We start from the raw sequence: 13,319 nt of genomic DNA, 5'->3' as shown, positions 1-13,319 counted from the left end.
AAATAATATTTAGCTTTTGCCACTACTTATACAGAATATCTGCAAAAGATTGCCACCTTCATCCGTGGTTACACGGAAGAATATCTCTTTTATAAAATCTCACAAGGCATGATAGATTTAGATCGTTAATTGTAGCGATCGCGATCGCTTACATTGCAGATTTTGGGAGATCTGTGCCTATTTCCAGGTACTACCGACGACATATCGATCGGGTGCCAGATTCAACTCACGCTAGCGATACGCGATCGGGGACTGATAAACTGACACAAAAAAGCGAGGGATCGATCGAGATTGTCGATCGATACCTCGCGCTGTTTTTAAAAACTATTTGGTTTTGGCTTGGGATTTGGCTTGCTCTAGGGTAATCTCTTTGAGCGTCTGATAAGAGTTGGCGTTTGCCGAACCTTCGATCGCTTTGACGGCGAGATCTTGGACTTGCTTGAGAGCTGCTGCTAGTTGAGTAGAGAGGCTATTGAGGCGCTCTTCTTGATTGAGGATTGTTTCTTGGAGAGAGTCGATATTGCCTTCATAGAAACGTTTTTGACCTTCGACTTCTTTGGCATATAGATCGGATTTAATTTTCGCTTGGTAACTGGCAATTCCTTTACCTTCACCTTTAGCTTTCTCAATTGCTTTTTCTTTGTCTTGAACGAAAGCAGCAACTTTATCTTTAGCTTCATTAAAGAGCTTCTCACGCTCTGCTAAGGCTAGTTCTCGCTCTGCCCAAGTTTTTTCTTGGATTTCTTTGGCTTCGGCTAGTTCGTAATATAAAGCTGCTTGCTGCTGCTCGTATTGCTCGCGATCGAGTTTGCGTTGTAGTTCTAAGTTATATTTATATTCTTGAATTTCCCGCTGGCTATTTTTGCGATCGAGTTCGATTTTCTCTTTGACAGTGATGCCGTTGAGTTCTTGCTCCTTGCTCCAGGCTTTAGCGAGGTTCTGCACCTCTTGATGAGCGGCTTCTTGGCGCTGTCTCAACTCTTCTCCAAAAGCTTTGGAGCTAGTTTCATAGTTCTCAATTAGTGTCTCAAAGGTGTCTTCATCGACGGTGAGACTATGCAGTGTTTGCAAGTCGGTAATCTCGACGGTGACACCTTCTCGAATGTCGGCTAATTTAGCCGCTTCGGTGGTGAGCTTTTCGGATAATTCGCTCACAGCGGCACCAAAACCGAGCTGGAGGCTATCCAAACTCGCGATCGTGTTGTTCACCTTATCTTGAGTCGAGGATACGTTCATGATGGCTTTGGGTTCGTCTTTGACTACTTTGGCTGCGGGGGTGAATACAGGGGCTGTCGCGGCTTGCTTTTGAATATTTTTCACTTCGGCTTCGAGAGTCTTTTTCTCTTCGGCAAGTTGGTTGTATGCCGTGAGAATTTCTGCTTTGGTACTTTTATCTGTTGGTTTTGGTGGCATAAATTTTTTGGGGGAGTTGGGAGTTGGGGGATGGGGGATGGGAGTTGGGAGATGGGAGTTGGGAGTTGGGGGATGGGAGTTGGGAGACGAGGGGACTAGGGGACGGGGAGATTAGAAATTGTTCTTTTACCTTTTACCCTTTACCTTTACCCTTTACCCCTCCCAACTCCCATCTCCTCACTCCCACCTCATAAATTAATTTTTCTCGCTAATTTTGGCGGAGGTTTCAAATGCTTTCATTGCTAATGATTGTGCCTGATTCATCACTGTTTGTAGCTGCTCGGAGATCGAGAGAATTTGAGCATTCTGGCGTTCGATGACGCGTTCTAATGACTGCATCTTCATTTCAAAGCCTTGCTTGGTGCCTTCCCATTCTTTCTCGGCTAGATCGGCTTTGACTTTAGCATCGCTACTTGTTTCTTTAATTGCTTCTTCGCGAGCTTTTTTAACTGCTTCTTCAAGCTCAGCAGGGAAGGCAACAACTTTAGCCGCATTCTCGTCGGCTAGCTTTTGATTATCTTTCAAGAATTTTTCGCGCTCTTTCCATTGCTTCTGTTGCTCGCGATCTTGAGACTGGAGATCTTTTTCTTGATTGCGCTTGGTTTCAGTATATGTGTCTGTCTGGATCTGGCGATCGCGAATAACTTTGTACTGAACTTCGTCTTGCTCTTTTTGACGTTCTCTGGTTATGACTGTGAGAGTTTCTGCTTGCTGCTCGGTATAATCGCGATCGGTTCTTTCCCACTGAGTTCGCAGGTTAACTTGCTCTTTTTCGAGATTTTCGCGATCGGTTGCCAGTTTTTGTTCGATCGTTTTGAGGCTTTGTTGATGCTCTTGGGTAATAATATATAAAGCGTCGGCAACTACGCGTACTTGCTGAAGTTCGGCGCGATGCTGGGTTTCAATCTCGATCGATTGTTTGACAACGTTGAGTTTTTCAACTTCGACAGTCAGCCGATCTGATAGTCCATTGATAATACTCCCAAATTCTAGCTGTAAGTCTGCCATCCCCTTGACGATCGTGTCAACGGTATAACTAGCCGCTTGGGTAACAATTTCTTTGTTCTTGGCTAGTTGCGCTTCTTCTTCTTTGGTAGCAACTTTAGAACCCGGTCGATATTGCTCTGCTAGAATACGATCTAGTTCTGTGAGGATCTGAGTCTTACTATCTTTTACTACTGCCATAATTTAGATGCCTTAAGGATAACAACGCAGGAAAACTACTCTGTGTGCGATGCCGCAGAGTTGGGGATTATCTCAATCGCCTATTAATTGTGCCCAAATATCTACTGTAATTAACCTAAATGCACGCCGATTATTTGCCGATCGACATTGAGGGCTGTCATTACTTTAATAGTACTATTGTACCTTACAAGTGTTTTACTGTCAATACTTTATAGGAAATTTGTACTAAGTCAACTCGATCGACCGTTAAAATCTAGCTTAAAAATTAACTTTAAGATTGGAAATTCACTACATGTCAACACAAACGCCCATTACCGATCGTTCCGACATCAATTTAACCGATCCACAATATTATCTGAGCCGAGAATTGACTTGGCTAGAATTTAACGCTCGTGTTTTACATGAAGCAATGGACGAGCGGACACCATTAATCGAACGCCTAAAATTCATGGGAATTTTTAGCTCGAACCTCGATGAATTCTTTATGGTAAGAATTGCCGCCATCAAACAACAAATTGAGGCAAAAGTCACTCAATTAACCATAGATGGACGAACGCCCAACGAACAACTAGCAGTAGTAAGCGATCGCGTCCAGCAGCTAATTACCAGACAGCATCAGCATTTTGAGACAGTCTTGCGTCCGGCAATGATTCAGCAGGAGATTTACCTGCTGGATTATTTTGACTTAAATCAAGAACAATGTAATTATCTCCAAAGCTATTTTGAAGAGCAAATCTTTCCAGTTCTGACACCATTGGCTGTAGATCCGGGACATCCATTTCCCTACATCTCAAATTTGAGTTTAAACCTAGCGGTAGCGATTAAACATCCCGATACTGGTGAAGAATTATTTGCCAGAGTCAAAGTGCCACAAGTGTTACCGCGATTTATTAAGTTACCCGTCGAATTACAACAGATCGATCGTACCCACCCCCTGCAATTCGTCCGCGAAGGCACCACCACCGAGCAGCGCGAACCAGCCCAAACTTGGACGGGCATTTCCCTCGAACAACTGATCGCGCACAACTTAGAATCCCTTTTTCCAGGGATGAATATTCAAGATTGTTATACATTCCGAGTAACGCGTAATGCCGATATCAGCGTCGCTGAAGATGAAGCTGAAGATTTACTCCAAGCGATCGAGCATGGCTTGCGGAAGCGGCGTAAAGGTGGCTCTACAGTGCGAATCGAGATCGACTCGACAATGCCAATTCAGATCCGTCAGATGCTGCAAGAGGAGCTAGAAGTCACTGAGCAAGATCTGTATGAAGTAAATGGGATGTTGGGATTGGGAGATCTGATGTCTTTTTTAGCATTACCCGTCCCCGAACTTAAAGATCCACCGTGGAATCCGGTGATTCCAGCTTATTTACGACGGATGAAAGTAACTGAAGATAGCAGTAACTTTTTTAAATTAATTGCTGAGAAAGATTTTCTCGTTCATCATCCCTATCAGTCCTTTTCAGAAACGGTAGAACGGTTTATTACCTGTGCGGCGAACGATGCGAAGGTATTGGCAATTAAGATGACGCTCTATCGGACAACTGGAGATTCACATATTCTCAAAGCGTTGATTAAAGCCGCTGAAAATGGCAAACAAGTATCGGTACTAATCGAACTAAAAGCCAGATTTGACGAGCAAAATAATATCAATCTCGCCCGCAAACTAGAGCAGGCTGGCGTTCACGTCGTGTATGGATTAGTCGGCTTAAAAACTCACACTAAAGTAGTCTTAGTCGTCCGCCGTGAAGATGAACAAATTCGCCGCTATGTGCATATCGGGACGGGTAATTATAATGCCAAGACATCTAAGCTATATACCGATGTGGGGATGTTTAGTTGTCGTCCCGAGCTTGGGGCGGATCTGACGGATCTGTTCAACTATCTAACTGGTTATTCCCAACAGCGAGCGTATCGCAAATTATTAGTTTCACCCGTAAATTCACGCGAATCATTCGATCGACTAATTCAACAAGAAATCGACCACTGTCAAGCCGGAAGAGCTGGGCGAATCGTCGTCAAGATGAATGCTCTAGTCGATTCAAAAATCATTGCTAATCTCTACCGTGCCTCCCAAGCTGGCGTCTCGATCGATCTGATTATTCGGGGGATGTGTTGTTTGCGTCCTGGAGTACCAGGCGTGAGCGAAAATATTCGCGTCATCAGTATTATCGGTCGTTATTTAGAGCATTCACGAATCTATTATTTCCAAAATGGTGGTGATGCGATCGTCTTAATTGGGAGTGCTGACTGGATGACTCGCAATCTCGACAGGCGTGTAGAAGTCATCACGCCGATCGAAGATCCTGATATCTCTAAAGATCTGCAAGAAATCTTGGGGATTATGTTAGCTGATAACCGTCAAGCGTGGGATATGCAATCCGATGGCAGTTATAAACAACGTCGTCCGCAAATTGGCACTGATGAAGAAAGTACTCAGCAAATCTTGATGGAGATGGCAGGTAATTAATTAATAATTAATAATTGATAATTAATAATTAATTACCTGCCTGTCTTTGCACTATCTAGAAGCTCAATCGATGTGAGGATCGAGATAGTGCAACTGTTCGAGTATTTCGCCTACTAGCCACCGCTGCTCGGCGAGATCGAGATATTTGCCGAAAGTATATAGTGGTAAATAATATCTGCCGTCAGTCTGCATATGCTCTATTTGATAGTAACGCTGCACGGAAGTTTTAAATTGAATACCACCTTGAAAACTCAATCTGCCTGTTGTTTGGCAATGTATATTTTGGATATCTTCCAACTCGATCGTCAAGCTAGAAATTGCGATCCCGCCTAATTTCGTCTGACAGATTGCTTGTCGAGCAACTATTTCTATTTCATGTTGACAGATGACAACGTTACCAAAATGCCATAGTACGCGCATCATCCACGGAGTTACTACGATGCCAAATAGTAACAATGGTAGCCATAACATACTAGGTAAAACGGCTGCGGACATCAGCCACCAGCCAGCCAGCGATAGTGACAACAATAATGTCGCAGTTAGAAAAGTTTTTCGGCTGCTACGCGTTGCCAACCACATCGGCGGAATGACTATTTTCATCGTATCGCCGTGATGTGAAATTTGGGCGATCGGCTGTTTGGGACGATCGACTTTAGCGGCAATTCTGCCATTCAAAGCATCTAAAGCTTGGGCAGCATTGCGATAGCGATCTTCTGGGATCGGCTCTAACAATCTCTCTAACCAATTAGCAAAATCGGGAGAAGTTTTGACTCGGTGGCGAAAATCTATTTTCATCAGTTTGACGGGTAGATCTGCCGGATCTTGTCCAGATTTGAGATAGAGTAATGTCGTCCCCAAGCCATATAAATCCGTCGCTAACACCGCTTGTCCGCGAAATTGTTCGGGAGCCATATAACCATAAGTACCAACGATCGTACTGCCACCTGTAATGGTAAGGTGATAAGTATCGCGCACTGCTCCAAAGTCTACTAAATAAATCTCACCTGACTCGCTCCACAACAAGTTTTGCGGTTTGAGATCGCGATGAATAATGGGTGGTGTGAACGTCTGAAGATAAATTAAAATCTCTAAAATCTGGGTGGCAATGTCCCGCAGATCTTCTTCACTAAACACATGTCCCGACTCCACCCAATCAGTTAAAGTCCGCCCCGGCGCGATCGCTTGCACGAGACAAAAAGCATCTTCTCCAGCGATCTCAGTCTGAAAAGCATCTAAATAATGAGGAATCGCCGGATGATTTAGTTGCGCGAGGACTTTGGCTTCTCTCTCGAATAATTCGAGCGTCTTCCAGTCTCGCATCCCCCGCAAACTCAAGACTTTAATTGCAACTTCAGTTTGAGATCGATCGTCTACAGCACGATAAGTTTTACCACTACCGCCTTCACCTAATAAGTCTAGAAGCTGATAGCTATTTCCCTGCGTCGCAACGATCTGTTTCATTACTTTATCTGTCTATATTATCGAATTAAGGTTCGCATCTAGACGATCTAGATGGTGCTATTTTAATTAACTCCAGCGCATTTATGCCTTGACGATTCTTTTGCAGTGGATTTCCACCATAGCTAATCAATCGATCGGTTATGGGGAAGAAATCTTTTTTAGCAAATACATGTAATGCTGTATCACCATGCTTATTCACAGCTTTAATATCTACTCGATCTCGAACTAGTAAGTCTAGGATATAGAGTGCTAGCGATCGCTGCTGTCGGCAGCCATAAGAGAATTCATCAAGATTGCTAAGCAGATGCAGTGCTGTATTGCCATCTCGATCGACAAGATTGGGGTTAGCACCTTTAGCTAGGAGTAACTTAACGATCTTTGGCGCAGAGCGAGATCGATCGAATGGTGGCGCAGCAGGGCTAGTAAAAGTAGCTGGTGTAAAGCGATCCCCATCGCCATCGTTAGTGGCGGCGTCAATCGCGCTCATTAGGGGAGTTTTACCATCTCCGTCTGGAAAGTTGACTTTAGAATTTCGCGACAGCAACAGTTTGACAGCATCGAAATAATTCTTTGAAATCGCAATGGTGAGCGGAGTTTCGCCTTGATAATTTCGTAGATCGGTTCTCGCTCCATTAGCTAATAAAATATCGATGAGGCTGACCCCGTTATTACGTTCGATCGCTAAGTGCAAAGGTGTATTTCCTTGGCTATCGGTTTGGTTGATATCTAATTTTGTCAACATTAATTGCTGGGCGATCCATGTAGTTTCCGTCTGCTTAAATTTTCCACCGCTATTGGCAAAAGTATGCCAGAGTGAATATTGATTTTCGGTCGTGAGTGGCTGAGGATCGGCATCACGTTCGAGCAGATACTTTACTAATTTGACATCTTGAGATTTTACGGCAGACATTAGCAGCGTCGAACCATCACTACCCTTGAGATTGATATCAGTTTTATAGTCTAATAGATACATGATAATTTGTGTCCGCCGGGCGCAATCTTTGTCGTCGCCACAAGGCATGTTAATCGCTTCATGTATTGGTGCCCAGCTATTACTATTGAGCGTATAAATATTTGCACCATTTTCGAGTAAATATTTGACAATTTCAACTTGTTTATGCTCGATTGCACAGTGCAGTAAGGAACCAGCTCTAGAGGGGGAAACAGCAATATAGCTGCGTCCAGCATTGACAACAGTAGAATTGACACTCACGCCGCGATCGAGATACTGCTGAAGAGATGTTACGTCATTGCGCTCGATCGCATCACAAATATCGCGGGCGGGGAAGCCAAGTCTAGTTGTGAATGCGTATCGATATTCATAAATTAGCGGCACAAATATCGCCAAAATCGTAGCGGCAATCGTGGCACCTCGCCACGGAAAACCAATTTTAGCCCCTCGTTGAATGCGAAACCGATTTGGTTTTTGTAAGGCACTTAGAGCCGCTGCTGCCGATGGAAACCTAGCAGATAAATCTGGCTCCAATATCGTTTCTAGCCAGTCGGCAAAACGATCGGAGATATTCACATGTGCGCGAAAATTTAGCTTTAATCTTGCTTGCGGCAAATCCGCAGGCGATCGATGAGTCAATAGATATAAAATAGTCGCACCCAAGCCATACAAATCACTCGCAGGTACCGCCAAACCCCGAAACTGTTCGGGAGCCATATAGCCAAAGGTACCCGCAACCGTGCTGCCTTTGAGCAGGGTATTATTGTAAACATCCTGCACTGCTCCAAAATCAACGAGAAACACTCGTCCATCATCGTTGCGAATGATATTGTGAGGTTTGAGATCGCGATGAATCAGCGGTGGGGATTGTTGGTGGAGGTACGCCAAAATTTCGAGTAGCTGACTGGCAATATCCCGCACTTCGGCTTCAGTGCCGCGCCAGCCAGATTGCACCCAAGCAGTCAGCGGCTTCCCAGGTGCGAGTTGTTGGACGATATAAAAGGCGCGATTGGTGGGAGTATCGACATGAAAATACTCCAGATAGTTGGGAATCTGAGGATGGTTGAGCTGCGCGAGGACTTTAGCTTCGCGCTCGAAGAGTTCGAGCTGTTTCCAGTCATTGAGGTGGCGCAGGGAGAGGATTTTGATGGCGACGGTGGCTCCATCCTCCAGCCGAATCGCGCTGTAGGTGCTGCCGCTACCACCTTCACCCAAATGTTCGACAAGCTGATAACGTGTATCGACGATCGTCCCTGAAGCGTTGGCAATTTCCATAAAATTCGTCAACTATTACCGCTTGGGTTGTCAAGCTGCTAATCCGATGAGATCGTTGGCGTAGCCTCCCGTAGGCGATCGCATCTCGCCATCACTACTACAATTATCGACAACCCCCACCGGGAGTTTTCCCAGAACATTAACAAAAATTTACAATTCAAATACTAGTAAATCGATCGACGATCGGGAAATTTTGAGATCGTCTGAATAAATCGAAAGAATTTCCCCAATGGGAAGTTATAGCTCTGACAACAGCAGTTAAATTGCTTCGTCAGGAAAAACCTAGCTGGAAAATCGAGCGATGCCAATACACAATATTTATGACAGCAGATTCGATCTGTCTACACACGAGCTTGATAAATATCTCGATAATCTAATGCCTCGATCGAATCCTGGCTTGAAACGCACCCTACTTGAAAGCAATCAGATTGGGATGACTGGTATCCGTCTTGCTAGATTTATTTTGCGTGAATCTAACCGAGTAGATGTCAAGGTTTGTATATCAGAAAATAAAGTTGATTGTTATAGCTTGGTCTTCAATTTAATTGGTTTATCAGAAGATGTGGCTTACTCTCAAACTGTTGTCGCAGTGACGATCGCCGCACATGAAGTCGGGCACGCTCTTCAGCCACAATTCGAGAAAAAACTTATCAGTTTGCTGGGAAAGACCCCGATTCTGTATGTCGGTCGCTTTACTGAACTCATCATATTCATGATAACGCTTATAAAATCTGGTATGTTATCAGATCTTAAAAGAGCAGTTGAGTCTTATTCAATAGCGCAAAAAAAATCTCAAATTCAAAATGAATACATTCAATATCCCGAAATAGATCGAGATCGACAATATCTCAACCAATCTCAACCTCCCAAGCGAAATTATCTCGTTTGGGCGATCGGTGCGATCGTAAAATGTGGTTTTACCTTATTATGTATGCCGCTTTATTGTGCGATGTTGCTAGCTGTTATTATTCTGATACCTCCATCCATCTGCTGCCTGTTTATATGTAGAATGACTATTCTGCTGACTGAAATCGATGCGTCTGTAAGAGCGATGTATATATTGAAACATTACAAGGTTTTGGATGTACGGCAACTGAAGGCAGCACGAAAATTTCTCATAGCTTGTGGGTTCACCTATCTTCGTTATTGTAGCGGTCGATTGTAATCCCATTTTCCTCAGAAAATCAAATAGAGTCGCTACATGTCGTCTACTCACATCTTGCACCAATGCCTAAATACTATTACTAAGCGTAGATCTAGGGTAACTACCAATATTTTTATACTGGTGCAAGATCTGTGTCTACTCTATTTAAATCGGTTTGACATTCGATCGAAACCCAGATGGTTAGAATAATCTAATTATTAATTAGGCATTGCCGATTTGGAGGATGATTTGCCTGTGAAATTTAGGGCAATTCATGAATTGCCCCTACTCTAAATTTCGCAACATTGCTCGATCGATTGCATCATACACCGATTCAGTAACGCCATTAATTATTTCCCTGCATCCCAGGTAGTAGCGGCATCGGTAACTGCTTGCTCGACTGTTTTTTCGCCAGACATTGCCGCTTGGAGATTTTCATAGATAGCTTTTTTCAGGACATCAAGATTTTTCAATGGAGGAATTAAGATCTCTGATTGTGATAACTGCTCGGCACTAATCAATTTACCGCGATCGAGTGCCGATTTATCATCCCCGCTTTCTAATTTAGTCTTATAATCAGCCACTGCTTTGATATTAGAAGGTAGCGTATCTGAGGCTTGAGCGAAGGCTAATTGATTGGTGGCATTAGTGATAAATAAGGCAAATTTAACGGCGGCGTCGGGCATCTTGGTGGTGCGGGGAACAACCAGATTCATCACCGCGACGCCTTTCTTGCCAGTTTGCCCGGTAATTTGGGGCGCGACAGCCGAGACTTTGGCGATTTGGGGGGCATTTTGAGCGATCGAATTAATGAATGGCGCTCCGGCTGAGAGCATCGCAGTTTCGCCAGCTTGATAGAGTTGAATCCCTTGTTTGTGCCCCTGAGTCAGGGCTTCCTTGGGCAGCAAGCCTTGTTTGTAGAGATCCACCCAATATTGAAAGGCGGCCTTGCCAGCCGGGGTATTAAAGGCAGCTTTGCCCTGTTTGTCGGTTAGTTGAGCGCCCATCTGGATCATCGATTCGAGGACATCGTTACTATCTTCGGGAACAAAGGTAGTGAAGAAGGCATATTTACCAGTCTTTTCTTTGATTTGCTTGGCAACTTGCGCCAGCTCTTGATAAGTAGTCGGCGGTTTAGGGACACCAGCTTTAGTAAATAGTTCTTGGTTATAGATAGTCACATTTGTCGTCAGATACCAGGGCAAACTAAAAGCTTTACCATCCAAGGTGCCAGCTTGCCAGATGCTCGGTAGGTACTCTTTATTTTCACCCTTAGTCAGAACGGGATCGAGGTTCAACCAGGCATTCCTAGCCGCCAGTTGAATCGCAAAATCGGGATTGAGATTGACAACATCCGGTGCCGTTTTAGCACCCATCGCCGCTTGAATCTTGCCCTGCATTGCACCCCAGGGAATGTCTACCCAATGGACTTTGATACTAGGGTTAGCCGCCTCAAATTTACCGATCGCGTCCTTAAAATAATCATTAAACTTGGGCTGAAGCTCCATCGTCCAAAATTCTAATTGTGGGGTTTGGGTGGGCGATTTGAGACAACTCACCACGCCAGTTAGGAGCAATCCCAACAAACCACAAACCACAAACCGACGTAACTTAGCAATCTCAAACATTAACCTTAGCACCCTGCGATCGACATCAAGATATTATCAGCGATTGGGACGCTCGATCGGCTAAAATCGACGATTTTGACTGTAGTGCATTTATCTGTTCTCAAATGTAGACTACGTTACAATTCGTAAGTTAGCGTCCATGACTATCCCTCCAAAACATCATGACAGTTGCCTACCCTCGGAAATTTAACAATAGCCTTAGTGCCAGAGAGATCTTAGAGCGTGTTGTCAGCGATCGCGAAATTCACCTCATCACTCTCAATCGCTACCGCTACAACGAACAACGCAGTTGCAAAGATCTCACCGAATTAATCCAACAGCTCAATGGCAATCCTCCCGAATTGATTCGGGATCTGTCCCATCATATTAACGATGAATCCCGCCATGCGATGTGGCTCACCGATTTGCTCCTCGATCTCGGCGGCCCTCTCGATACCCCACCTGGAGTATCATATATCGATGAGTTCGAGCGGTTGATCGATCGAGAAACTTACACCACCCCCGAAGATGCCGTCATTGCTGCACTTGCGGCGATTAACATCACCGAAAAACGCGGTTGTGAATTCTTCTCCGCTCACATTCACGCGCTCAAAGCCGCACCCCAAACCGCCGAAAATATCCAGATCCGCGAAACGATCGAGAAAATCTTCCCCGAAGAAACCGGGCACGTCCGCTGGGGCAACCGCCAACTCGCAAAGATTGCCGCTCAAAGTCCCGCACACCGCCAAAAAGTCGAAGTAGCCAAACGCAAGTTCGTCGCGATCGAGCAAGCAGCCTTTGAATCTGGTATGGATATCATGTTCGGTGCCGAACTCCGCCGCGTCGGTAACTTGATGGATGTCGTTAACACCCTTCCCCTCTGGGAACGCCCTCAATATCTGATGGCGCGTCTACCCGAAACCATCCTCGATCCCGAACTCCAAAAAGTTCGCATCACCGCCGCTCAAAAAGCCTGGAGTCGCGATCCTCAAGCTTTTGTGACGCAATTTATTCCGATGTTTTTAAGTAATTCGGTGAAGTAGATGGGAGATGGGAGATGGGGGTGGTAGGTTGGGTTGAGCCAAGGCGAAACCCAACAGCATCGATGTCAATGACTGGTGTGTATCATCCATTAAATCTAGACTAGATTTAACGAAACATGGCTTGATGGTGTTGACGACGATCGAGAGTGAAGCCGCAACACTCGCGGCAAGAAGTCTTATCGAGAGATCGGGAGGCGAACGAACTATAATCGATTTAATCTCGACGATTATTGTTTACAAGTTTGGTAATCTAACTAGAGAAGAGATGGATGCGATACCTCCTTTTCAAACAGCCTCTTATGCCCAAGCTTTAAATGTCAACGAAATTGGTAATTTTTGTTACCCGTTTCCTGTTCTTACTTCATCCCAACCTTCTTCCCCTTCATAAGAAATCCAATCGCTCCAACTCCCTGGATACAACTTAGCGCCACTAATGCCAGCTAGTTCTAGCGAAAATAAATTCACGCAAGCTGTCACCCCCGAACCGCAGTAGACGATCGGCTCTATATTCTGCGAAATTGCCGTCCAACGCTGTTGTTGCTCCGCAATAGTTAAAGCAAACCCGTCTGGCGTAGAGACACCTTGCCAGGGATAATTGATGGCACTGGGGATATGTCCGGCAACTGGATCGATCGGTTCGGTTTTACCTAAATAGCGATCGGCTTCGCGGGAGTCGATGAGCAGATGTGCGGGTGAGTTTTGAATGGCTCTGACTCGACCGATATCTTCGATCCAATCTGACTGGATCTGCGGCTGAAAGTTGCCAGGT

The 13,319-nt window shown here is 44.8% G+C and carries 10 protein-coding genes; 4 read left to right on the top strand and 6 right to left on the bottom strand.

The window, feature by feature from the left end; all coding sequences use genetic code 11:
* Window positions 1-324: 324 nt before the first annotated feature.
* Both RMO35_RS20620 and RMO35_RS20615 read right to left on the bottom strand, forming a co-directional pair.
* Window positions 325-1,413, bottom strand: a complete 1,089-nt coding sequence (locus RMO35_RS20620; RefSeq protein ID WP_309743770.1) for a hypothetical protein — start codon at window positions 1,411-1,413, stop codon at window positions 325-327.
* A 195-nt stretch (window positions 1,414-1,608) separates the two neighbouring features.
* On the bottom strand, window positions 1,609-2,598 hold the full coding sequence (locus RMO35_RS20615) for a hypothetical protein (RefSeq protein WP_309743767.1): 990 nt from the start codon (window positions 2,596-2,598) through the stop codon (window positions 1,609-1,611).
* A gap of 292 nt (window positions 2,599-2,890) precedes the next feature.
* Here RMO35_RS20615 and ppk1 point away from each other — a divergent pair, with 292 nt between their 5' ends.
* Entirely contained in the window at window positions 2,891-5,068 is a 2,178-nt protein-coding gene (ppk1, locus tag RMO35_RS20610) for a polyphosphate kinase 1 (RefSeq protein ID WP_309743766.1), read from the top strand.
* Between the two features lie 63 nt (window positions 5,069-5,131).
* Here the strand turns inward: ppk1 and RMO35_RS20605 are convergent, their stop codons facing one another.
* Complete coding sequence (locus RMO35_RS20605; RefSeq protein WP_309743764.1) at window positions 5,132-6,529, bottom strand: serine/threonine-protein kinase; 1,398 nt, start codon at window positions 6,527-6,529, stop codon at window positions 5,132-5,134.
* Between the two features lie 25 nt (window positions 6,530-6,554).
* Window positions 6,555-8,768, bottom strand: a complete 2,214-nt coding sequence (locus RMO35_RS20600; protein ID WP_309743761.1) for an ankyrin repeat domain-containing protein — start codon at window positions 8,766-8,768, stop codon at window positions 6,555-6,557.
* Window positions 8,769-9,153: 385 nt separating this feature from the next.
* Here RMO35_RS20600 and RMO35_RS20595 point away from each other — a divergent pair, with 385 nt between their 5' ends.
* Window positions 9,154-9,921, top strand: coding sequence for a zinc metallopeptidase (locus RMO35_RS20595; protein WP_309743759.1), 768 nt, complete (start codon window positions 9,154-9,156; stop codon window positions 9,919-9,921).
* A 329-nt stretch (window positions 9,922-10,250) separates the two neighbouring features.
* Here the strand turns inward: RMO35_RS20595 and RMO35_RS20590 are convergent, their stop codons facing one another.
* Entirely contained in the window at window positions 10,251-11,528 is a 1,278-nt protein-coding gene (locus RMO35_RS20590; RefSeq protein ID WP_309743757.1) for a sugar ABC transporter substrate-binding protein, read from the bottom strand.
* A gap of 161 nt (window positions 11,529-11,689) precedes the next feature.
* Between RMO35_RS20590 and RMO35_RS20585 the strand changes: the two genes are divergently transcribed.
* Together RMO35_RS20585 and RMO35_RS20580 are read left to right on the top strand one after the other, a co-directional pair.
* Window positions 11,690-12,550 carry a ferritin-like domain-containing protein gene (locus tag RMO35_RS20585; protein ID WP_309743755.1) on the top strand — a complete coding sequence of 287 codons (861 nt, stop codon included), beginning with the start codon at window positions 11,690-11,692 and terminating at the stop codon, window positions 12,548-12,550.
* A 124-nt stretch (window positions 12,551-12,674) separates the two neighbouring features.
* A complete protein-coding gene (locus RMO35_RS20580) occupies window positions 12,675-12,938 on the top strand; it encodes a DUF2887 domain-containing protein (RefSeq protein WP_309743753.1) in 264 nt (87 codons plus the stop codon).
* On the opposite strand, the gene RMO35_RS20575 is transcribed toward RMO35_RS20580, so the two are convergent.
* Window positions 12,890-13,319, bottom strand: a 430-nt coding sequence (locus RMO35_RS20575; RefSeq protein ID WP_309743751.1) for a rhodanese-like domain-containing protein, incomplete at its 5' end; no start/stop codon positions are given. The genes RMO35_RS20580 and RMO35_RS20575 overlap by 49 nt on opposite strands.

The organism is Chamaesiphon sp. OTE_20_metabat_361, assembly GCF_031364565.1.
Note: the sequence above shows the minus strand (reverse complement) of the source record. Positions and strands in the feature narration are given on the sequence as shown.